Source organism: Oryzibacter oryziterrae, assembly GCF_021864535.1.
GTDB classification, from domain to species: domain Bacteria; phylum Pseudomonadota; class Alphaproteobacteria; order Rhizobiales; family Pleomorphomonadaceae; genus Pleomorphomonas; species Pleomorphomonas oryziterrae.
Window position 1 is genome coordinate 481,167 of record NZ_JAKJIC010000002.1, and the last position, 21,009, is coordinate 502,175.

Below are 21,009 nucleotides of genomic sequence, written 5' to 3' on the forward strand. Positions count from 1 at the left end.
CTTCGCCCCCTCAAAACCTCGGGATTTCCGGAAACGGTAGCGCACCGCCGGAGATGTGCATCCGGCCGAGTTCGGCGCAGCGGTGCAGCTCGGGGAACACCTTGCCGGGGTTGAGCAGCAGATGCTCGTCGAAGGCCAGCTTCACGCCGATCTGGTGCGCCATGTCCATGTCGGAGAACATGGTGGGCATCAGGTCGCGCTTTTCGATGCCGACGCCGTGTTCGCCGGTCAGCACGCCGCCCACCTCGACGCAGAGGCGCAGGATATCTGCGCCGAAATTCTCCGCCGCCTCCAGCTCGCCGGGCTTGTTGGCATCGTAGAGGATCAGCGGGTGCAGGTTGCCGTCGCCGGCGTGGAACACATTGGCGACGCGCAGGCCGTGCAGCTGTGAAAGCTCGCGCATGCGCCTCAGCACCGTCGGCAGCGCCTTGCGCGGGATGGTGCCGTCCATGCAGTAATAATCGGGCGAGATGCGGCCGACGGCGGGGAAGGCAGCCTTGCGCCCCGCCCAGAAGGTCAGTCGCTCCGCGTCACTGGTGGAGAGGCGGATGTCGAAGGCGCCGCAGGCTCTGGCGATGGCCTCGACGCGGGCGATCAGGTCGTCCACCTCGACGCCCGGGCCGTCGAGTTCGACGATCAGCAGCGCCTCCGCCTCGCGCGGATAGCCGGCATGGACGAAATCCTCTGCGGCGTGGATCGCCGGCTTGTCCATCATCTCCATGCCGCCGGGAATGATGCCCGCCGCAATGATGCGGGCGACGCAGTCGCCGGAGGCTTCCGAATTGTCGAAGGCGATCAGCAGCGCCCGCGCGGTCGCCGGCGCCTGCAGGATGCGCACGGTCACCTCGGTGACGACGCCCAGCATGCCCTCCGAACCGATGACGAGGCCGAGCAGGTCATAAGCCGGCGCATCGAGATGCTTGCCGCCGAGCCTGATGATCTCGCCGGTCATCAGCACCAGCTCCACCCCGAGCACGTTGTTGGTGGTGAGCCCATATTTCAGCGAATGCACCCCGCCCGAGTTCTCCGCCACATTGCCGCCGATGGAGCAGGCGATCTGCGACGAGGGGTCCGGCGCATAATAAAAGCCGCGATGGGCGACGGCCCGGGTGATGGCAAGATTGGTCACCGCCGGCTCGACCACGGCGACGCGATTGTCGAAGTCTATCTCCTTGACGCGGGTGAAGCGCATCATCGACATCAACACCGCGTCTTCCAGCGGCAGCGCCCCGCCCGACAGCGACGTGCCTGCCCCGCGCGGCACCACCTTCACCTTCTCCGCATGACAATAGGCGAGCACCGCCTGCACCTCGGCCACCGTCGACGGCAACACCACCACCATGGGCGGCTGACGATAGGCCGTGAGGCCATCGGACTCATAGGGCTTGAGACCCGTCGGCGTATCGATGACCCCACCAGGCACAAGGCGTTTGAGGGCCGCGACGATGGAGGATCGGCGGGCGAGCGTGGCAGGGTCCGGGGATGGGAGGACGGGATGCGACATGGGCGACAACCAAGTTTGACAAATGTAAACTGCAACTTTAAAATGTATAATATCAAAAATTGCATTCGCGTTCTATATAAAAGAGTAAAAGCCATGGAAGATGTCGACAAGGAGCGCCTAAAATATCTAAATGAAGCATACAAGACATATATAACACATATTAATTCTATGTTTAACTATTCAATTCTAGTTTTAAGTATACTTTGCAATGGACTAATAAATTCCTTGTCAGATGACCGTTTAAATTCGACGATTGCGCCGGCAGTGATTGCTACTGTATCTTTTATGGTGTCTGTTATTTTTTGGCTGATTCATTTAAAGGGCCGGCAACTACTTGATACTATTGAGGCTCTTCTAAAAGGAAGATGAAAATATTCTATTTTCTGGCAAGCCAGGCTTCCTCACATATGAAAACAACTCTACATCCCCGCTCTTGAGGCATAAATATCAGTTTCAACTATTATATTTTATATCTTCATTTTCATTTTTTGTTACATCATTTTATCTTTGGGTTCTATTTGCATCTTCAAAGATGTGTATTGTAAATTGGATTTAGTAATACATATCAGTATCCACCAAATCTCTTGTGCGTGATTAAGGTAAAAATTGATCCACCTAGCCCTCCTCACCCCGCAGCCTTCCTCGGCCTCCCGCCCTTGGCGCCGTTGGCGCGAGAGGCCGCTGTCTTCGCGGGCGAGCGGGATTGGCCGGCACGGCGGGCAAGCTCGCGCGTCATCCAGTCGCGCGTACCGAAAATACCGGCGATGAGGGTCGGTACGTAAAGGTCAACGTCAAGTAATGGCCAATGCAGGTTGAAGCCGAGGCCGTCGATTTCGATGCCCTCAAGATCTTCGGGCGCGGCGCCCTGCAGATCCTGCACGAGGCTGACGGGAAAGACATAGGTACAGCCGTTGACGAGGTCGACGGCAACCCGCCCTAAAGAGGGTTCGTAACGGGCGGCAACGGCACGCGGCTCGGTCTCGATCAAAGTACGACCAAGCGCCTCTGCGCGTTCGAAATCGGCATCAGTCAAGTTGGCCATGAATGCGCTCCCATTGCTCCAGCAGGCGTAATTGGTGTTCGATCACCTCATCGACAAGGCGGAGCAGATCAGACCGCTTGATACCGATGGTGCTGACCACTTCCGGCCTGCCGTCAGGACCAAGCAGATTGATCTTCGCCTGTCCCGGGCCGGTGATGTGGACATGCGCCGGCTCGTGATCGGCGGTATAGATGACGAAGCGAAATCCGTGGGCGCGATGAACGACAACCATGCCTGAAGATAACCCATCTGATAGGTTTTTCAAGGACCGAGATGTCCTCCGAGTAGCAAGGTACATCGCCCCCTCTCATCCCACCCTCGACATCTCCTTCCCCCTCGTGCATCTTGGCGCATCTGCCCCTTGTGAGTGCACCGCCTTGATAACACGTCCCGATTCCGCTTCGCCCTATCGCCGCACGCTCGTGGACGCCTTGAACGTCGCCTCGGCGCAAGGGCTGGTGGCCCCCGACAAGGTGGAGGGACTGGCCGCGTTTCTGATCGCGCGCCCGGCGCTGCTGGCGCCCTTTCAGCCCGTCGAGCTCGACAATCCCGACGAGGCGAGCGAGGCGCCGCGGTTTCTGCGCGGCTTCCACGATATCCTCATCACCATCGGCCTCGTGGCGGCGCTGGTGGGCATTGCCGGCCTGCTGACCATCTATGCGGTGTTCCCCGCCATCATCCTGCTGGCCGAAATCCTGGTGCGGCGGCAGCGGCTGGCCCTGCCGGCGGTGGCGCTGGCGGCGGCGACCTTTATCGCCACAGGCGGGCTGACGGGCGGGCTGATGGGGAGCGACTTCAACTGGACGGCCGACAGCTGGCAGACCCCGGCCTGGGCCGGTTGGATTGCGGCGGCCATGCTGGCCTTCTTTGCCGTCTACAAGGTGCCTGTTGCTCTCGCCGCCGGCCTGACCACCGCCTATGCCGCCGTCGCCTTGTCGGTGGTGGTTGCCTGGGTGCGCGGGCATGGCGGCCTCGGCGCCGACGGCTCCGAGCGTGTGTTCACGCTGATGCTGGCCGCCTTCGCGGTCGCCGTGTTCCTGACGGCCCTTCGCTTTGACCTCCGCGATCCCCGCCGCGTCACCCGTCATTCCGATACCGCCTTCTGGATGCACCTCGCCTCGGCGCCGGCGCTGCTCTACGGCGCGCTGGCGCTGGCCTTCGGCACCGATATGGACGCCTGGTTCGCCTCCGATGTGGCCGTGGCCCGCGCCCTGATGACGGTCGGCCTGATCGCCACGCTGATGGTCATCGGCATCCTGATCGACCGCCGCGCCTTCGTCACCTCCGGCCTCATCTCGCTCGGCTGGTCCATCGGCGTGCTGATCGAGAAGGGCGGCTGGAACAACCTGAGCGGCCAGACCTCCTTCTTCCTGGTGCTGGTCGCCATCGGCATCATCGTGCTGACGCTCGGCATCGGCTGGCGCTGGATCCGTCGGCAGGCCGTCGGTCTTCTGCCGGCCGATATCGCCCTGCGCCTGCCGCCGCTGCACTGACGCACCTTGCAAGGACCTGTCCCATGAAAGCCATGTATTTCGAAGCCTTCGGCCAGCGTCCGGAGATCGTCGACGTGCCCGAGCCCACACCGAGCGACGACGGTGTGGTGATCGGCGTCAGCGCCACCGGTCTGTGCCGCTCCGACTGGCATGGCTGGAAGGGCCATGATCCCGACATCCGCCTGCCGCATGTGCCGGGCCATGAGTTCGCCGGGCGCATCCTGGCGGTGGGGCGCAACGTGCGGCGCTATCGCGTCGGCGAGCGGGTGACGGTGCCCTTCGTCGCCGGCTGCGGCCATTGCGACGAATGCCGCTCGGGCAACCACCAGGTCTGCCCTGATCAGACCCAGCCCGGCTTCACCCACTGGGGCAGCTTCGCCGAATGCGTGGCGGTGGATTTCGCCGACACCAATCTCGTCCGCCTGCCCGACGAGGTGGACGACGCCACGGCGGCCAGCCTCGGCTGCCGCTTCGCCACTTCCTTCCGCGCCGTGGTCGATCAGGCCCGGACGCGCGGCGGCGAATGGGTGGCCGTGCACGGCGCCGGCGGCGTCGGCCTCTCGGCCATCATGATCGCGGCGGCGCTCGGGGCGCAGCCCATCGCCATCGACATATCCGATGAGAAGCTGGCGTTCGCCAGGGCCTGCGGCGCGGTGGCCACCGTCAACGCCCGCTCGGTCGCCGACGTGGTGGAAGCAGTGCGCGAGATCACCGGCGGTGGCGCCCATGTCTCCATAGATGCGCTCGGCAGCCCTACCACCTGCTTCAACTCGATCCGCAACCTGCGCCGCCGCGGCCGGCATGTACAGGTGGGGCTGATGCTGGGCGACCACGCCACCCCCGCCATCCCCATGTCGCAGGTGATCGGCCACGAGCTGGAGATCTACGGCAGCCACGGCATGCAGGCCTGGCGCTATGACGCCATGCTGGCGATGATCGCGAGCGGCAAGGTGCGCCCACAAATGCTGATCCGCAACCGCATCAAGCTCGAAGACGCGGTGGAGCCGCTGGTCACCATGGACACCGCGGACGGGCTGGGCATGACGGTGGTGGAGTTCTGAGCACGGGATAAGCGCGCCGCCTGAGCACCCGCCGCTCATGTTGAACCAACGTGAGCGACAAGCGGCTGCTCGCGCCTTTGAATCTGGAGCGCTTGTCGGCCTGACGACTTCGTCAGGTCGGAAAGCGCTCCTGAGCACCCGCCGCTCATGTTGAACCAACGTGAACGACAAGCGGTTGCTCGCGCCTTTGAATCTGGAGCGCTTTCTTGTCGGCCTGACGACTTCGTCAGGTCGGAAAGCGCTCCAGAGCTTCAAGCAGCCCCACGGGAAACAGCTTCGTTCCGCTGGCGCGGAGATCATCGAGCGAGACCCAGCGGGCCCGGCACGGCGTTCCGTCAGCCTCGTGGAACAGGAAGGCGTCCCGCGCATGGATCTGCCGGTCGGCAAGCCTGATCTCGGCCGCAAACACGATCTCATGGCCCAGCGCGCCCTCGTATTCGAACAGGTTCTCAAGTGCCATCCAGGGCCCGACGATCTCGATGGCCGTGCCGAGTTCCTCGCCAAACTCGCGCACGAGCGCCGTCTCGCGCGTTTCGCCGAACTCGACGCTGCCGCCAAGCGGACGCACGCCCGCAAGCTGTCCCGTGGAGAGCGTCACCTCCGCCACCAACAGCTGGCGCTCTCGCCACACCAGGCCGATGACCTTGACCTTGATCTGCTGTTCCGGCCGCCATGTCGAACCGACCGCCAATCCGGAATCAGGGACGTACTGGACAGTGGACGCGACCGTGGCTGGCAGGGCGAGCTTAGCATCGTTCATGCGCGATCCTCGTTTCCCTAGGGTTGCCTGTCATGAAAAGCCCGTTTTGGAGGGCATACTCGCTGTCGTCCGATGGTCCAGAGCGAATTTTACGCGAGGTGTTATGGCACAGGGCAAGGCCCAAGGCAGCCCCAGACCTTCACTGCGGTGCCATCTGAACTTCTGCATGTTTCTCTTGTTGGTGAGTCCATTGCAAAGTCAAATCGGACGGAAGGTGCATAGTTAATGATGTATTTATGTATTTAATAAAATTTTGAATCAAACTTGAATCTATCAAGTGGCAATATATAGATTGTGATATTTCGTTTTGCTCCAAAAATAAGGTAATTGATGCGATGAGAAGAAACGTATTTTGGAAATTTACTGTGCTTTAAAAGGGTAGGTGCAACTTGCAGGCATCTTGATCAACTGGAGTTCGCCAGCTTGTCCGCAACTGCTCGCAAGATCCCGCACTCTGCCGCCCTTCCGTCGCTGGTCATGGGGGCTGCCACTGTTGCCCTGTTCGCGTCGTTGAACGTGTCTTACGCGTCGACCTATTACGTGGATGCGACAAGCCGGTGTTCTCGGAACTGCGGGACGTCGGCGTCGCCGTTCCAGGAAATCTGGCAGGCCCAAAAGGTCGTCAAGGCGGGTGACACCATTTCTGTGGGGCCGGGCACCTATTACGACACCTACGTCTACCGCATGAAGGGGACGGCGACTGCGCCGATCCGTTTCGTCGGCACTCCCGGTTCGGTGAAGACCAATCTGCGCGGCAAGATCGGTGCGGCCATCATGGTCAACCAGTCTTCCTATATCTCGATCGAGAACTTTGACATCAGTTCGCCCGGTGACCGCAAGGACGCGGCGTCTGGCCGCCATGGCGTTGCCATCCAGTCCAGCTCTCACGTTACCGTAAACGGCAACGACATTCATGACTCCGGCTTGAACGGAGTGAGTGCCGTTTCGTCTGACTACGTTACTGTGACCGACAACTACATTTATGGAAATGCCTATAACACTGGCTATATGTTCGCCAGCGGCATCAGCATCTATGGCTCGGTCGATGTTGATAACAACACCAAAGACTACAAGAACATCATTTCCGGCAATGTCGTCTACGGTAACTCAAACGTCGCGCAGTGCGCGACGGTCGGTGGATGCGCGAAACTGAGAACTGACACCGATGGTCATGGGATCATCATTGATGACAACCGTCATCAGCAAAACACCAAGGTGCCCTACAAGGGGCGGACCTTGATCACCAACAACTATGTCATCGGCAACGGTGGTCGCGGCATCTACACCTACAGCAGCCTCAACACGACCATTGTCAACAATACGGCGCTGTTCAACAATCAGGATCCCAACTCCGCCAACTGGAACCCTGGTGAAATCGCCGCCGGCGACTCGGGCAACATCATCATTTCCAACAATGTGGTCTATTCGACCGGTGCCACGATGCCGAACGGCATGGGTGTCCGTCGCAGCTACGACTTCGACTCGAATATCGCGCCGGTCCTTGCCAGCGGCAACATCGGGTACAATGCGCTCAGGTCTGCTGACTTGATGACCTATCGGCGTGATCCGCGCTCTGTCGTCACCTTCGATGCCACCAACAGCTTTGTGAACCCGTCATTCACCTCGCTGCCCTCAATTCCGACCTGGAACAAGTGGCTGAACACCTTGACCATCAATGTCAGCGTGAGCAGCACGTCCCGCGCGGTTCGCTTCGCAAAGACGAAGTTCATCGACAGCGACGAGGCCCGGTTCGACATGTTTGGCACCAATCGTCTGCCAAGCCCGAATGCAGGCGCGATGCAGGCGACGAGCGACTTCAAGAACCTGCTTCGCTTGAAGCCCCCCGCCGCCTGGAAGTGAGATGGATGAGGGCCTGTGTGGCCCTCATTTTGCGAGAGCCGAGCGATCGGGCCGACGGCTTCGCGGTTGTCCGATCGCCTGCAAAGGCCGCGTGGCTCAGCTCGCACTGCGGTCGGTCTGCGCAACTGCCGACTGGTTGGTACCGGGGCCTGGCTTCGATCGACTGCCGACTGTGCTGGCCCGACAGCTGCTTCGCCTCCAAAAAGCAAAAATGCCGAGCGCTCTTCCATGAGGCGCTCGGCATTTCTCATTCAGCTTCCATTGCGTTTGCAGCAAATGAGGCGGTCAGGGGCGGAGGATGAAGCCAATGGGCCGCCGGACACCCGCGTCGGCGGGTGCCATCTTGCCCCTTTCCGCCTCTCCGGATCTGTCGGTCTCTTCCGGGTGGGAGATTGCCTTACTCCGGGAGGACACTGGACTGAACTCACCTTGCATACCCTATGGCGACGGCATCATTTCTTGCCGCGAAAGATGGCCCATTGCTCGGCGATGACGGCGATCGTGAAGCGAGGCACAAGAACGATATATCGCCGCCACAGTCGCCGCGGCTCCTTCAGCAGGCGATACAGCCATTCAAAGCCATAGTCGCGCATCCAACCAGGAGCCCGCTTGATTGTACCGGCGTGGAAGTTGAATGCAGCGCCGATTCCGGAGAAGACACCCCGGCCGATCAACGGCCCCAGAGCCTCCATCAGGAACTCCTGCTTCGGGCTGGAGATTCCGATCCAGATGAAATCGGGGTCGGCCTGCCGAATGGTCTCGATGTCCGTGCCGATCAGCGCTTCGATGTCTGTGAGCGGCCCGGACGGAATCATGGGGGGCGTGAGGGCGCCCGCGATCTTCAGACCAGGGTGCTGAGCGTTGAGGTTCTGCACCAGCTCCTCAACGATGCCCGGTCCGCCGCCATAGAAGAAATGCGACTGGCCGGTCTTCACCGATGCCGCGCAAACGGCTTCGAGCAGGTCCGCGCCTGCCACACGTCCGATGGTGGACTTGAAGCCGCGCAGACGTCCGATCCACACCAGCGGCATGCCGTCGGGCACAATCAGGGTCGCCGTCTCATGCAGGCTGGCATATTCGGGCTCGTCGATGGCGAGCATCAGGCTAGCCGCCTCGCGAACGAAAATCCGGCTCGGCTGCGGCAAGCGCGCCAAGCTGGTGAGTTGCTTGACGGCGGTTGGAAGGTCGATCGCATTGACCGGCACGCCGAGAATGCGAAAGCGTGGGATACTCGCTCCGTCCGCAACCGGCGGATCATCGGTCGTGTCAAAGGGGGTAGCAATTCGGCGCATGTAATACTCTTTCAGATCATCAGGTCATCATCTTGCGCTGCCGGCGCTGTTTCAGCCGTCCGGCGTGTCAGTCTTGGTATGAAATGATTGGGTTGCTTTCGCCGCAGCATCACGGCCGCGCGGCGTCGTCCATCATCTCCGCGTAAATGCCGAGCAACTTGGCTGCGATGGCTTCGGTGTCGAAATGCTCCCGCGCGAAATCGGCGGCCTTCTGCTTCATTGTGTTGAGGTGGTCGAGATCGCCGGCAAGTTTGACAATGGCGCGTTCGATCGACAGAGGGCTCCCCGGTTCCACGAACAGGCCTGTTTCGTCGTCGGCCACGATCTCCTTGAGTGACGCGATGCTGGTGACTATGGGCACGACCCCGTGTGACATGGCCTCGACGACAGCCATCGGCATGCCCTCGCCGCGCAGCGAGGGCAGCACAAGCACGTCGAACGACCCGAGGCGCTCCAGCAAAGCCGCACGTTCGATGATGCCCGTGAAGCGAATGTTCGGCTTGCTCTCGATCAGCGGCGCAAAGGGGCCGGCACCGAAGACGGTCAGTTCGGCGACGTCAGCCGGAATGTTGTCGAAGGCCGCAACCAGGGGCACGATGCCCTTTTCCTCGGCCAGCCTGCCACAGAACAGCACCTTGAGCGGCCTTCCATCCGCCGGGCGGATGACAAGGCTGCGAGGCTGCTCGATCCCATTGTAGAGATAGTCGAGCCCCGCGCTCGGGACCCCGTAGAGACGTGTGAAATTCTCGCGCTCGGTCGCGCTCAGCAGCACCGTGCGATCCGAGAGTCTGGACAGCAGCCGAATGAGTTGAGCCAGGCCGGTGGGGGCGCTTTCTTCGAGATAGCGTCCGCCATGAAGATGCAGCAGAACCCGCCGGCGCGTTATCCACGCCAGCACGATGCCCACGGAGTCGCGGAGCAAAGACTTGACGTTCAGCGCCGTGTTGTAGTGGACGATCTTCTCGCGGCAGGCGACCAGGCGACCGAAGCTGCGGAAGATGTCTCCGAGCCTCGCCAACGCGCCTCTCGTGTCGCCATCGATTCGGCCCATCCGGACATGGGAGAAGGCCACCCTCCCGCGTAGCGCCGTCTCAAGCGCTTTGATGACGGAGGCAATTCCGCTCACATTCTGCGCGACCTCAAGGGATGGCCCCACGATCACGACTGGCAAAGGCTGACCGGAATTACCCCACTTTGACATAAGTTCAACTTTCCTTCGATAAATTCACATCATGCAAGCGATCGCCGCGGATTGGGCAAACCAAAGGCCACCTTGAACCGTTGGCTCAAGATCTTGACAACGGAATATATTCACGCTCAACGAAACTCAGGTATTCCTACAACCGGTCAATGGCGGTCTAGTGACAGTGCCAAATTGACGTGTTGGACCAATCCAGGGCGGGGGTCTGCGGTTAATCACTCGATCTCCCCATAAATTACCAACCAAAGCCTAGCAGCGCCAAACAGATATTACAACCATGAAGGGATTATAATCATGAAAATTATTCTCGTTAATTGCAGTTGTCACGCCACTTTCGTAGGCATTCAGCCCTGATGCAGAGGCACGGTTGAGGATAGTAACAAGTCAGTTTGCCTGCTTCTTGTGCATATCTGGTCTCAACCAGATGTCGAGCGTCCGCCAGTTCGATCCTGCTGAAACAGCTGGATCGAGTTGCCGCTGGCAAGGCTGTCGAGGGGGGCATCTCTCGTTCGATCAGGCAAGGCCATCTGATCGAAGATTGCGCTAGAGCTGAAGGTATGGCTTCCAGCTGTCGTCCAGCGCATCCTTCACGCGTTTCTCATAATCATCGGCGGAAAGCATCTCGCTTTCGCTCTTCCAATGTGAAACTCTACTCATAAATTCGTCATATGATGTAATATACTTAGCAGGGTTCCCTGCAACTACGCAATTGTCTGGTATTGACTTCGTCACAACGGAACCGGCGCCAACGACAACGTTGTTTCCGATCCTCACTCCCGGCATGAGGATGGTCTGCGTTCCGACAAATACGTTATTTCCGATGGAAATTCTCTTGTAAAGGTAGCGACGCCCCTTTGTATCCTTTATCAACCAGCCAGAACCATCGTGATTTACAAACACGACTTCGCTGGAGATGGTAACATTGTTCCCGATGTCAATCAGAAACGGTTCACTTCCGAAGTTCTTCGTAAGGATGCGGCATCCACTGCCTATCTTTACACCGGATTTCCTGGCAATTGTTTCGCCTGACAAGAAGATCCTTTGAAGCTTGTTGAAAATTTGGCGCAAGCGAAGCATTTTTTCCCCTTGTTTAGGTGTTTCAGGCGGTCACTGTCGGTTCTAGACGATTTGTGTTGTTCAGCAGGGCGTCGACGGAGTTGAAGTGCTGAGCACGGGGCCAGCCCTCATGGCAGGATGCGCCAGACAAACCCCATGTATGCCACCGACGCCAGAAGGGAGGCGCCCGCGTAAAGGGAGAGTGCCATGGTGGCGTCATGCATCATGCCGCCGGCGATCAAGGCGCCAATCCTGGCCGCTGCGCTGACGATCTCCATGATGAGCTGTTCCTTTTGCCGTCCGACCACCACCGTTACCGCAGCGGAAGGGACCGCAGCATTCTGAAAAGCCCAGCCCACAGCGAGGATGGCTATGTAGGTTCCGGCCGTTCCCCATTGCGGTCCGAACACCCAAACGAACAGCGTCTCGCCAAAGGCAAACAGAAAGGCCGTGATCAACAGGCAGGCGACAAGCAAGGCCAGGGATGCCTTGAACGTGATCGGACGCAGGGACTGACCGTTGTTCTTCAGTGTTGCCATACGCTGGAAGAGGACGCTGCGGATATTCTCGATCAGAACGACATTCGGCAGAACAAGCAGGCGATAAGACATCCAGAACCAGCCTGCCTCGGTCGGACCAAACAAGTAGGTCAGGAGATAGGTAGGAATATTGGTAGCCACTCCGCTCACAAACGTTTGGGGCGCTCCGTAGCGGGGTAGGGTAGGGTGCCGGGCCGCAGCACTCCACAACAGGCCCACGTGCGGCAGCTGCCGCACCGCTGCCATCAAGTCATGTCGGAGCGGGATCATCACGATCAGCAGCGCTAGCGCTGTCGCCAACCACTGGCCGGCCACCAGCCCCCAAGCTGCGAACCCGGCCAACGCAAGCGAGATTTGGAACACGGCCATGCCGGCTGACTTTGCCACCTGAAATGCCGCCAATGAAAGGTAGATCCGCCGCCGCAACCCAAGAAACTGGAGCGGGTTGAACAAGGCAGCGACCAGGATCGAGGGAGCGCCGAAGGCCAGCAGCAATGAGCCAAAGCCTTCCGGCATCCGCGACGATTCGCTGATGGCGGCAACGAAGAAACCGACCGCCGCAAGGACAGACGTCACAATGGCCAGCGCGAAGCAGACACCGACGATCGAGATCGCTCCGGACTCCTCTTTCTCAAGGGAGACCGCCTGTTCGTATTTCAGGGTCGCGACCATGCTGATGATCGTCACAATCGCCGAAAAACTGCCGAACAAGCCGTAGTCAGCCGGCGTATACAGCCGCGTCAGAATCGGTGAGATCAAGACGGCGAGGGCCTGCGCAATTGCAGATCCCAATGACAGTGTGAAAATGTCTTCGAACAACGCGACCGAGCGGAGTCTCTTTAGCAAATGGTGTCTCCATGGAGTTGGGCGGCTTGGCTCAACTGATGCCACTAACCTGCTGTCGGGCCTGGCGCGGCACCGCCGCTCTCTGCAATGACTTAGCGATTTTGTCTAGTATTGAGAGGTCAACGCTGCGCGCGCTTTATGTCAGTCGGTAGGCGTTTTGCGTTTTGCGGGTGCATTGATCTCAAGCCGCGATACACTGATCTTGCGGACCAATGCTTTCACTCTCGCAACCGTGTTGGGCCCACAGAGCCCCAGCAAAAAGATCCCCAGAAAGGCCGGCGCCGGTCTTTGTATCCTTGCATATTCATAGACAAACTTGCTGGCTCGACGTCTCTCGCCGAGAGAGAGCAGGATATACAAAAGCCGAAAGGCATATTCCCTTAGGATCAGAGGGGCATGAATCGCCATTTGGGCTCCATGCTGAGCCACGACTTGGGCCAGCTCGCTGGCACGGTCATTCTGCGTGACAACATTTCGACGCGCGGAGTCGGTGTTGATCATCTTGACAAGCTGGTCGCCAGCGTCCTGATGATAGAGCCTGATGACATCATCGAAAACCCAGCTCGAGAAGAGCTTGTTGAACTCGACCCAATAGAACTCTTCCCAGCCGAAGCTGTCCGGGTACCGCAGGCGATCAAAGGTTTCTCGGCGGCATACAGTGCTCGAGTCCCGCATCTTGCCAAAGTTGGCATTGAGATGGCCCAGGTAGGCCGCGTAGTCCCTTTGCCCGAGCGGCGTGTTGACGGTGGGGCTGACCACGCCCGCATCCGTCACACAGCGGAAGAACAGTGCGTCAATCTCCGCAGGAACTTGGGCCAGGCGCGTTCGAATGGTCGCAATGGCATCTGGGGTGAGTTCGTCGTCACTGTCGAGCGGCAGAACCCAGGGCGCCCTGGCTGCGGCCACTCCGGTGTTGCGGGCCGGGCCAACGCCCCTGTTCTTGTCATGGCGCAGGACGACAACCCGTTCGTCGTCAAAGCTTTCCGCCACTTCCACGGTTTTGTCGCGTGAGCCGTCATCGACCACGATGACTTCGAAGTCACCATCCGACTGGCTGAGGCAGCTGCCAATTGCTCTGCCGATGACCCGTTCCCTGTTGTAGGCCGGTATGACAATGGTGATGAATGGCCGCATGCCACAAACTCCTGCACCGATACGCAGCTTGACAATGATCTATCCGGTCTTCCTTGCCGGGTTACTGGTCCGCTTTATGTCCCTCTACCGACCGAACGACATTGTCCCCCCAATGTCTTTTGCCGTGCGACACGTCTTTCTGCTTTCGAGCGTCTCGTGCCTGTCGGCATTCGGGGCAAAGCTGCGTTCAAACTGCAGTGGCCGGTGAACCAGCCACCGGGACGGTCTGCTGTCCGCCCCGTTGCCCTGGCCTGCGCCTCCTCGCCAGCCTCACAATCTCTGGAATACAGAGCGTGAAGACGACCGTTGTAATGAAGCCTGGATTCTTGGTGCCGAGATTGTTGTTTGTCGATGCCAGCAACACCCAGCTTGCCACCGTGACATAGATGGTAAGGTTTGTTCCCCAGCTGAGGAATACGAAGAACCCGATCAGTCCAAGCAGGTACACGAACGAATAGATGATGCCGAAATAGATGATGAACAGGACAACAGGCGATTCAATGATTCTGATCTTCAGGATCGATTTCGATACCTCCACGACGTCCATGTAGTTCGATCCGTAGAGGAACTCGCTGTCTGTCATGTACCGGAAAATGCCATAGACGTTGATTCTCGCGAGCGTGCTGTCATCGTTGAACCCGCTCAGCAGACGGTCGAAGGCGCCCAGCGAGAACAGAACGATGATCATCGCCGACAAGGCAGCCACCGGCATGATCGTGAAGAAAACCGCGCTGCTGCCGTTGAGGGTCGCATTGGCACGGCCCCTGAAAACGGCGAGGTAGTAGAAGATCCCTGCAACCGGTAGCGACACGAGCGTTGCCATGCGGGCCTGTGAAAAGACGATGCCGACAAGACACGTGCCGAGCATGAGGGTACGCACCCAAAATGAACGCTTGATCGACATCAGGCCGGGAAGCGCCGCCACGGTCAACTGACCGGTGAGAAGGGGGTGACCGAATAGCCCCTCCGGTCGGAACATTGCTTCATCCGGCGGATAGGGAAACAATCTGGTCTTTGTCAGAAACTCGTAGGTCACGACCAGCGCATTCAGCACGACCAGATAGTGCAAGGCCATGGCCGCAGAGTCGCGCTGGCTTTGGTTCATGCGCTGAATGACAAAGACGCCTGCCGGTGCGATCAACACGGTGTCGAGGAGATAGCTGTAGAGCCCGCTCGATTTTGCCGCGCTCGCCACCAGGCACAGTGCGACGGACCCGATCATGAGCAGGGAACCAAGCGTTGCTGACCGACGATAGAGATCCTGGACCACGGGGACAAAAAAGATGCCGATGGCGCAAGACAGATAGATGATCCAGCTGCCGGGGTGAATCTTTTCGAGCTGAGAACCGCCGTCGGCATTATAGTGAATGAACAGGTCGAGCGTAAAACTCGAGATGCCGTCACGTGTGAGGCACCCAAGAACAAACAGAAAGAACATCAAATTGCGCATCGATTGTTCAACTTCATTGGGCCGGTCTGTCTGAAACGACACGCCTGCCTTTATCTGTTCTCACCCGTCGCGTACCGCGGGAGTGGCTTTCATGGGGACCTGCCCGAAAGGCTCGGCCCCGCGGTATGCTGTGGCCACACTGGTCAGCCATGAAAGCCGTGACGCCGACGCTGTCCCAAGCACCTGTTATGCGGTTTGTCGCCCGCATCGCACGCCGCCGCCACGCTTGCGGCATTTGCACGGCTCAATCGAACACGAACAGCGTCTTGCCCTGTCTGTGTTGGCGAAACGCTGCAAAGGCGATCCCGAGCAGGAGGAAGGCAAATACGGAAGCCGACAGCGTGAGCTTCCCCTTTGGCCAGGACTTGTCGGTCGGCGGGATTGCCGGCGAGATCACCCAGGCCCGCTGGGCAACGTAGATCGACTGGGGCGACAGGGTGAGGTAGGCTTCCAGAAAGTTTGCGTACATCGTCTTCGCCGTGTCCGCGTTCACCGTCAGGTCCCTGAGGCGACCGCTGTCCATGCTGATGGAATTCGACTTCTGCAGGTAGGTGTTCAGCATCTCCTGCTGCGCGCTGACCTTCAGGTTGGCGACCTCAAGATCCCCCTTGAGATTGCGCAGCAGTCTCTGCAGTTCGACCTTGATGCCTTCGTCGACGTCCGCCAGGTGCTGGCGCAAGTCTTTCACCGCCTGGTGATCCGAGCCGAGGCGCCGTTCCAGATCAGCAAGGCGGCTGGTGCTATCGGCATAGTCCTTGCGCATGGCATTGACGACGTCGTCCTGAACGTCATAGGCGTTGATCGTTGCCGCAATGCCCTTGTCCAGCATTCCGTTGATCGCCTGAATCTTGGCGGCAATGCCATCGCGATCCTGCGAGAGGACGTTGAGTTGAGTGTTGGCGTCGATCACATTCTGATCGTTGATCCGTCCGCGGTCCGTCTCGACGATCGAGTTCGCCTGCTTGTACTGTTCGAGGGCGGTTTCCCGCTCGATGACGCTCTGTCTCAGAGCCGCGACGCGTGATTCCGCCCAGCTTGCGGACTGTTCAGCGTCCTTCTTCTTCTGGGCGACCGACCAGCTGATATAGGAATCGGCAATCGAGTTGGCCCAAAGGGCGGCTGTGTCGGGCGTCTTTGCCGTGACCTCGATGTTGATCACATAGCTGAGACCAATCCGGCCGACGCTGATCTGCCTGCGCAGGTCATCAAGCAGGGCGTCTGCGGGCTGCGTGTCGGGCGTGCCCCCGGAGCCAAGGCCCAGTTGAGCCTTGAGGTTGGATATCTGGGCGCCGATGTAGCCGAAGAAGGGCAGCGGCGCCGATTTGAACTCGGGCGAGTTCACGAGATCATATTTCTCGATGATCGGCTTCAGGACCGAGCTTGAGGTAATGATCTCGACCTGACTGTCGATATAGGACGCCTCGCTCAAGGGATCGATCTTGTTCGAGTTACCCGATGGCAGGCCGTTATTGCCGCCGGACACGTCGATCATCAACGCTGTCGAGGCGGTGTATTTTCGCGGCAGGGTCATTTGCAGGGCAACGCCGACGACTACACCCAGGACAGCCGCTCCGAACAGCACTTTGCGCTGGGCCTTCAGACCGTTCAGGACGGCCACCCAATCTGCCAGCAAGAGCGATTCAGTGCGGTTCGGCCGAACAACGGCATCGGGATCATCAAGCATCGAGACGCACCTTAATCAGGAATGGAGTGTTCAAGGAGTGTTGCATGTGCACGGGTGTGCGCGGTGTTTGGTGTCCGCCGCATGAGCGGAGGGAGGCTTTGTCAGCCCCGATGCCGTGACGGTCCGGCAATCGGGCGGGTCAACTGTGGTCTGGTTGTGCCGGTCTCTCAAACCCGAGGATGCCGGCATACTGATCAACGCAGCGACTTGCGAAGTAGTCGCCAAGGTCAATGTCCCGCATCTGCGGTGCCTTTATCGCCGCTAGGATCGCTTGCGCCATGGCCTGTGCATCGCCGGGTGGCACCAGCGCTCCATACTTGCCATCCGCGAGAATTTCGCGTGGCCCATAGAGGCAGTCCGTGGACACAATCTTGCAGCCGAAGAACAGGGCTTCGGCCAGCACGTTGCCGAAGCCTTCGAATTGCGACGACAGAACGAAGATGTCTGCGTCGAGGTAATGCTGCGACAGGTCTTTCACAAATCCGGGCATGGACACGGCATCAGCAATGCCGAGGTCCCTGGCTCTTGCCTCCAGCGCCTGGCGTTCGCTTCCTTCGCCAAGCAGGTCCAGCCTCACAGTCGGCTCCTGCTTGAGGACAATACTGAACGCGTCAAGCAGGGTCGCAAAGCCCTTTTCCGGGCTGAGGCGGCCGCAGCCCATGATGCGAATTCCGGGTGCCCTGGGCCTGTTCTCGGCAATGGCTCTTGCCTTTGCCGCCGCCATCTCGTCGGTGATCACAGGATTGTAGACGAGATGCACCGGTCTCTTGGTGATCTGGCTCAGATCCTGGCAAATCCCCTTGGAGACGCCGACGATCTCGCTGGCGGCGCCGTAAGTCAGCTTGATCAAAGCCGTAAACAGCAGGCGGCTGAGTAGCCCGCGCGCGCGCAGCAGCTCGTGCACCGGGGCGTGCTCGGTGATGACAAGCTTTGCCGCCGGTGCAAAGCGGCTCGAAAATCCGGCCAGGATGCTTGCAAAGGTGATCACCGACACCAGGGCAACCGGTTGCCGCTGGCGCAAGTACTTGACGAGGGCAAAGACGGCGTATCGAGTCCTGGGGGCGTCCAGGGAATAGACCTTGATCGATGGCGGAACATCGCCGGCCAGGACGCCGGCCGGGCTCTGTACGACGATCTCGATCGGGACGCCCGACTTGGCAAGTAGCTTGGCGACTCGCAACATGCTGATTTCTGCGCCGCCAGCGTTGAAGTTTGGAAAGAACACGCAGACGGGCCTCGGCGCGCCGAAGGCAACTGGGGCCAGTTCCCGGGCGAGCTGGAGGTATTGGTCGACAATCTTCGACGACGTGAACTCGCTTCCGCGGGCGATCAAGACCTCTCTGCTGGGGCGATCACCATCGAGCACCTTGATGATTGCGTCCGACATGGCAACCGCATCGCCGACCGGAACGAGTTTGCCATAACGGCCGTTGTCGAGGATTTCCGCCGGTCCCCAGGGGCAATCGGTGCTGACGATCGGGGTGCCGCACCCCAGTCCTTCCACCAGAACATTTCCGAAGCCTTCGTGCTTGGAAGACATCACCATCACGTCCGCCGCAACGATCAACGGCAGCGGGTTGGAGATGAAGCCTCCGAGCTTCACGCTGTCGCCGATGCCCAGCGATGCCGCCTGCTCCCGGAGTTCGGCTTCGAGCGGTCCAACCCCCAGGATCAGCAGCCGCGCATCGGGGCGGTTCTGCACCACCGTGGCGAAGGCCGTGATCAGTGTCGCAAAGTCCTTCTGCGGAACAAGCCGTCCTACGGAGATGACGAGGGGGCCGGTGCGGTCCTTGACCCATGTGTCGTCGAATGACGCGCCAACAAGGCGTTCGAAGTCATCGGTGATCACCGGGTTGTAGATGACGCGCAACTGCGACGCCTTGATGTTGCAGAACTCCGCCAGGTCATCGGCGACGCCCTTGGACACGCCAAGCACGATATCGCTGAGCGGCAGCAGCAAGCGCGACGCGAGGGGCTGGACCCGATACTGCCATCCGTGCACATGCTTGGCTTCCGCCGACATCGAGTTGTGCTGGCAGACCACCAGCCGGGTTTTGCTCCCGGTGGCCAGGCGTGCCAGGACTGCGATGAGATTGTTGGGCCCAAGGCTGGAGATGACGAGATCGTATTCGTTGCTCTTGAAGATCTTCCTGAGTTTCGGCAGGGCCAGCAAGGTGCGCTTGGCGCCGAGATCGCGAACGGTGATGTTGCTCGGAATGAGTGACGCCAGATCACCGGTCGCCGAACTGACCAGCAGCGTCACGTCGATATCGCGCTTGGCCATCTCCTTCGCCAGGTTGATGCGCATGCGCTCAACGCCGCCGCCACTGAAATTCGGGAAATAGAAGGCAATCTTTGGCTTTGTCACCGCTATCGCTCCGGTGTCTAGTTGCTCAAGTGATCAAACTACAACCAAATTTTCGTTAAAAATTCAACGTAACGCTGTTCAATCGAGAACTTTCGCGTCATTGCAGAAGGCTCGATTGGGGGCGAAAGCGAAGCATCCGACAGGTCTCCCTGCCGGATCTGTCACCCGAACTTGCTCATCGCCGGTCTGTGTCACTGATGGGCTCCTGCCGGTCGCATTGTGGCGTTGCCAGCGAGGAAGGCGGCGTAGGCGCCGGCGATGCCGGTCCGCAGGTCGATCCTCGGCTTCCATCCGAGGCCGCGGATCTTGTCGGCGCTCATCAGCTTGCGCGGAGTGCCGTCGGGCTTGGTGAGGTCGTGGACGATCTCGCCCTTGAAGCCGACCACGTCGCAGACCAGCTTCGTGAGGTCCAGGATGGAGAGATCCTCGCCCGAGCCGACGTTGACATGCTCAAAGTCGGAATAGACCTTCATCAGGTGCACGCAGGCGTCGGCGCAATCGTCCACATTGAGGAACTCGCGCAAGGGCGTGCCGGTGCCCCAGACCACGATCTCCTTGTCGCCGCTGAGCTTGGCTTCGTGTGCCTTGCGGATCAGCGCCGGCATCACATGGCTGGAGTTGAGGTCGAAGTTGTCGCCCGGCCCGTAGAGGTTGGTGGGCATGGCGGAGATGAAGTCGGCGCCATGCTGCTTGCGATAGGCCTGGCACAGCTTGATGCCGGCGATCTTGGCGATCGCGTACCACTCGTTGGTCGGCTCGAGTTCGCCGGTCAGCAAGGCGCTTTCCACGATCGGCTGCGCGGCGAACTTGGGGTAGATGCAGGACGAGCCCAGGAAGCACAGCTTCTCGACGCCTTCGCGGAACGACGCCTCGATGATGTTGGCCTCGATCATCAGGTTGTCATAGAGGAAGTCGGCCGGATAGCTGTTGTTGGCAAGGATGCCGCCCACCTTGGCCGCCGCCACGAAGACCGCGTCGGGCTTGGCCTTGGCCACCCAGGCGCGCACGCCGGCCTGATCCTTGAGATCGACCACGTCGCGGCCGGCGACGAGAACTTCACAGTTCTCCGACGCCAGACGTCGCACAAGGGCCGCGCCGACCATGCCGCGATGGCCGGCAACCCAGACCTTCTTGCCGTTGAGATCGTAGCTCATCGCCCCCCCTCCACGCTGACCGGGAGGTCGAGGCCGTGCTTCTTGAGCAGCGCATAGCGCCGGGCCGACTTGTGGTCTTCGCAGATCATCTCGCGGCACATGTCGCGCGCGGAGATCTCGGGAACCCAGCCCAGCTTGTCCTTGGCCTTCTTGGGATCGCCCAGCAGCGTCTCCACTTCCGACGGGCGGAAGTAGCGCGGATCGATGCGGACGATGACGTCCCCGACCTTGAGTGCCGGCGCCAAGTCGCCGGTGATCGCGGTCACGACACCGATCTCGTCGACGCCGGTGCCCTTGAACTCGATGGTGATGCCGAGGTCTTCACCGGCCCAGGTGATGAACTCGCGGACCGACTGCTGCACGCCGGTGGCGATGACGAAGTCTTCGGGCTTGTCCTGCTGCAGCATCAGCCACTGCATGCGGACATAGTCCTTGGCGTGGCCCCAGTCGCGAAGCGAGTCGATGTTGCCCATGTAGAGGCAGGGCTCGAGGCCCATGGCGATGTTGGCAAGGCCGCGGGTGATCTTGCGGGTGACGAAGGTCTCGCCGCGGCGCGGGGACTCGT

At 59.9% G+C, this 21,009-nt stretch carries 18 protein-coding genes; 4 read left to right on the forward strand and 14 right to left on the reverse strand.

All coding sequences use genetic code 11. The features are described 5' to 3' along the window. Window positions 1-10: 10 nt before the first annotated feature. Window positions 11-1,504 carry an FAD-linked oxidase C-terminal domain-containing protein gene (locus L2I41_RS04470; protein ID WP_237152310.1) on the reverse strand — a complete coding sequence of 498 codons (1,494 nt, stop codon included), beginning with the start codon at window positions 1,502-1,504 and terminating at the stop codon, window positions 11-13. A gap of 93 nt (window positions 1,505-1,597) precedes the next feature. Between L2I41_RS04470 and L2I41_RS04475 the strand changes: the two genes are divergently transcribed. Next, on the forward strand, window positions 1,598-1,873 hold the full coding sequence (locus L2I41_RS04475; protein ID WP_237152311.1) for a hypothetical protein: 276 nt from the start codon (window positions 1,598-1,600) through the stop codon (window positions 1,871-1,873). Between the two features lie 256 nt (window positions 1,874-2,129). Here the strand turns inward: L2I41_RS04475 and L2I41_RS04480 are convergent, their stop codons facing one another. After that, window positions 2,130-2,546 (reverse strand): DUF2442 domain-containing protein, encoded by a 417-nt coding sequence (locus L2I41_RS04480; protein WP_237152312.1) that lies wholly within the window; start codon window positions 2,544-2,546, stop codon window positions 2,130-2,132. After that, window positions 2,530-2,778 carry a DUF4160 domain-containing protein gene (locus tag L2I41_RS04485; protein ID WP_237152313.1) on the reverse strand — a complete coding sequence of 83 codons (249 nt, stop codon included), beginning with the start codon at window positions 2,776-2,778 and terminating at the stop codon, window positions 2,530-2,532. Before L2I41_RS04485 ends, L2I41_RS04480 begins: the two co-directional genes overlap by 17 nt. A gap of 145 nt (window positions 2,779-2,923) precedes the next feature. Between L2I41_RS04485 and L2I41_RS04490 the strand changes: the two genes are divergently transcribed. Continuing rightward, window positions 2,924-4,039 carry a hypothetical protein gene (locus L2I41_RS04490; protein WP_237152314.1) on the forward strand — a complete coding sequence of 372 codons (1,116 nt, stop codon included), beginning with the start codon at window positions 2,924-2,926 and terminating at the stop codon, window positions 4,037-4,039. A gap of 23 nt (window positions 4,040-4,062) precedes the next feature. Then, window positions 4,063-5,100 (forward strand): zinc-dependent alcohol dehydrogenase family protein, encoded by a 1,038-nt coding sequence (locus L2I41_RS04495; protein WP_237152315.1) that lies wholly within the window; start codon window positions 4,063-4,065, stop codon window positions 5,098-5,100. A gap of 226 nt (window positions 5,101-5,326) precedes the next feature. On the opposite strand, the gene L2I41_RS04500 is transcribed toward L2I41_RS04495, so the two are convergent. Next, window positions 5,327-5,860 (reverse strand): NUDIX hydrolase, encoded by a 534-nt coding sequence (locus L2I41_RS04500; protein WP_237152316.1) that lies wholly within the window; start codon window positions 5,858-5,860, stop codon window positions 5,327-5,329. Between the two features lie 423 nt (window positions 5,861-6,283). Here L2I41_RS04500 and L2I41_RS04505 point away from each other — a divergent pair, with 423 nt between their 5' ends. Further along, the gene (locus L2I41_RS04505; RefSeq protein ID WP_237152317.1) at window positions 6,284-7,720 is read left to right on the forward strand and encodes a right-handed parallel beta-helix repeat-containing protein; all 1,437 of its coding nucleotides are present in this window, start codon (window positions 6,284-6,286) and stop codon (window positions 7,718-7,720) included. 452 nt (window positions 7,721-8,172) lie between these two features. Here L2I41_RS04505 and L2I41_RS04510 read toward each other — a convergent pair whose 3' ends face one another. From L2I41_RS04510 to L2I41_RS04555, 10 genes are all read right to left on the reverse strand, one after another. Beyond that, on the reverse strand, window positions 8,173-9,012 hold the full coding sequence (locus L2I41_RS04510; RefSeq protein ID WP_237152318.1) for a WecB/TagA/CpsF family glycosyltransferase: 840 nt from the start codon (window positions 9,010-9,012) through the stop codon (window positions 8,173-8,175). Window positions 9,013-9,121: 109 nt separating this feature from the next. After that, the gene (locus L2I41_RS04515; protein ID WP_237152319.1) at window positions 9,122-10,213 is read right to left on the reverse strand and encodes a glycosyltransferase family 4 protein; all 1,092 of its coding nucleotides are present in this window, start codon (window positions 10,211-10,213) and stop codon (window positions 9,122-9,124) included. Between the two features lie 543 nt (window positions 10,214-10,756). Next, window positions 10,757-11,290: an acyltransferase gene (locus tag L2I41_RS04520; protein WP_237152320.1), complete on the reverse strand. Its 534-nt coding sequence runs from the start codon at window positions 11,288-11,290 to the stop codon at window positions 10,757-10,759. Between the two features lie 107 nt (window positions 11,291-11,397). Then, window positions 11,398-12,654, reverse strand: a complete 1,257-nt coding sequence (locus L2I41_RS04525; protein ID WP_237152321.1) for an oligosaccharide flippase family protein — start codon at window positions 12,652-12,654, stop codon at window positions 11,398-11,400. A 141-nt stretch (window positions 12,655-12,795) separates the two neighbouring features. Continuing rightward, entirely contained in the window at window positions 12,796-13,788 is a 993-nt protein-coding gene (locus L2I41_RS04530) for a glycosyltransferase family 2 protein (protein WP_237152322.1), read from the reverse strand. Window positions 13,789-13,975: 187 nt separating this feature from the next. Continuing rightward, window positions 13,976-15,280, reverse strand: coding sequence for a VpsF family polysaccharide biosynthesis protein (locus tag L2I41_RS04535; protein ID WP_237152323.1), 1,305 nt, complete (start codon window positions 15,278-15,280; stop codon window positions 13,976-13,978). Window positions 15,281-15,482: 202 nt separating this feature from the next. After that, on the reverse strand, window positions 15,483-16,922 hold the full coding sequence (locus L2I41_RS04540; protein ID WP_237152324.1) for a GumC family protein: 1,440 nt from the start codon (window positions 16,920-16,922) through the stop codon (window positions 15,483-15,485). Between the two features lie 139 nt (window positions 16,923-17,061). Further along, on the reverse strand, window positions 17,062-19,290 hold the full coding sequence (locus L2I41_RS04545; RefSeq protein ID WP_237152325.1) for a glycosyltransferase: 2,229 nt from the start codon (window positions 19,288-19,290) through the stop codon (window positions 17,062-17,064). A gap of 191 nt (window positions 19,291-19,481) precedes the next feature. Next, window positions 19,482-20,444: a GDP-L-fucose synthase gene (fcl, locus tag L2I41_RS04550; protein WP_237152326.1), complete on the reverse strand. Its 963-nt coding sequence runs from the start codon at window positions 20,442-20,444 to the stop codon at window positions 19,482-19,484. Further along, window positions 20,441-21,009, reverse strand: a 569-nt coding sequence (locus L2I41_RS04555; RefSeq protein WP_237152327.1) for a GDP-mannose 4,6-dehydratase, incomplete at its 5' end; no start/stop codon positions are given. The genes fcl and L2I41_RS04555, both read right to left, overlap by 4 nt.

Bases quoted from the DNA above. Each gene is read 5' to 3' on its own strand.
- L2I41_RS04470 (WP_237152310.1), bottom strand. From the start codon at position 1,504: ATGTCGCATCCCGTCCTCCCATCCCCGGACCCTGCCACGCTCGCCCGC.
- L2I41_RS04475 (WP_237152311.1), top strand. From the start codon at position 1,598: ATGGAAGATGTCGACAAGGAGCGCCTAAAATATCTAAATGAAGCATAC.
- L2I41_RS04480 (WP_237152312.1), bottom strand. From the start codon at position 2,546: ATGGCCAACTTGACTGATGCCGATTTCGAACGCGCAGAGGCGCTTGGT.
- L2I41_RS04485 (WP_237152313.1), bottom strand. From the start codon at position 2,778: ATGGTTGTCGTTCATCGCGCCCACGGATTTCGCTTCGTCATCTATACC.
- L2I41_RS04495 (WP_237152315.1), top strand. From the start codon at position 4,063: ATGAAAGCCATGTATTTCGAAGCCTTCGGCCAGCGTCCGGAGATCGTC.
- L2I41_RS04500 (WP_237152316.1), bottom strand. From the start codon at position 5,860: ATGAACGATGCTAAGCTCGCCCTGCCAGCCACGGTCGCGTCCACTGTC.
- L2I41_RS04510 (WP_237152318.1), bottom strand. From the start codon at position 9,012: ATGCGCCGAATTGCTACCCCCTTTGACACGACCGATGATCCGCCGGTT.
- L2I41_RS04515 (WP_237152319.1), bottom strand. From the start codon at position 10,213: ATGTCAAAGTGGGGTAATTCCGGTCAGCCTTTGCCAGTCGTGATCGTG.
- L2I41_RS04520 (WP_237152320.1), bottom strand. From the start codon at position 11,290: ATGCTTCGCTTGCGCCAAATTTTCAACAAGCTTCAAAGGATCTTCTTG.
- L2I41_RS04530 (WP_237152322.1), bottom strand. From the start codon at position 13,788: ATGCGGCCATTCATCACCATTGTCATACCGGCCTACAACAGGGAACGG.
- L2I41_RS04540 (WP_237152324.1), bottom strand. From the start codon at position 16,922: ATGCTTGATGATCCCGATGCCGTTGTTCGGCCGAACCGCACTGAATCG.
- fcl (WP_237152326.1), bottom strand. From the start codon at position 20,444: ATGAGCTACGATCTCAACGGCAAGAAGGTCTGGGTTGCCGGCCATCGC.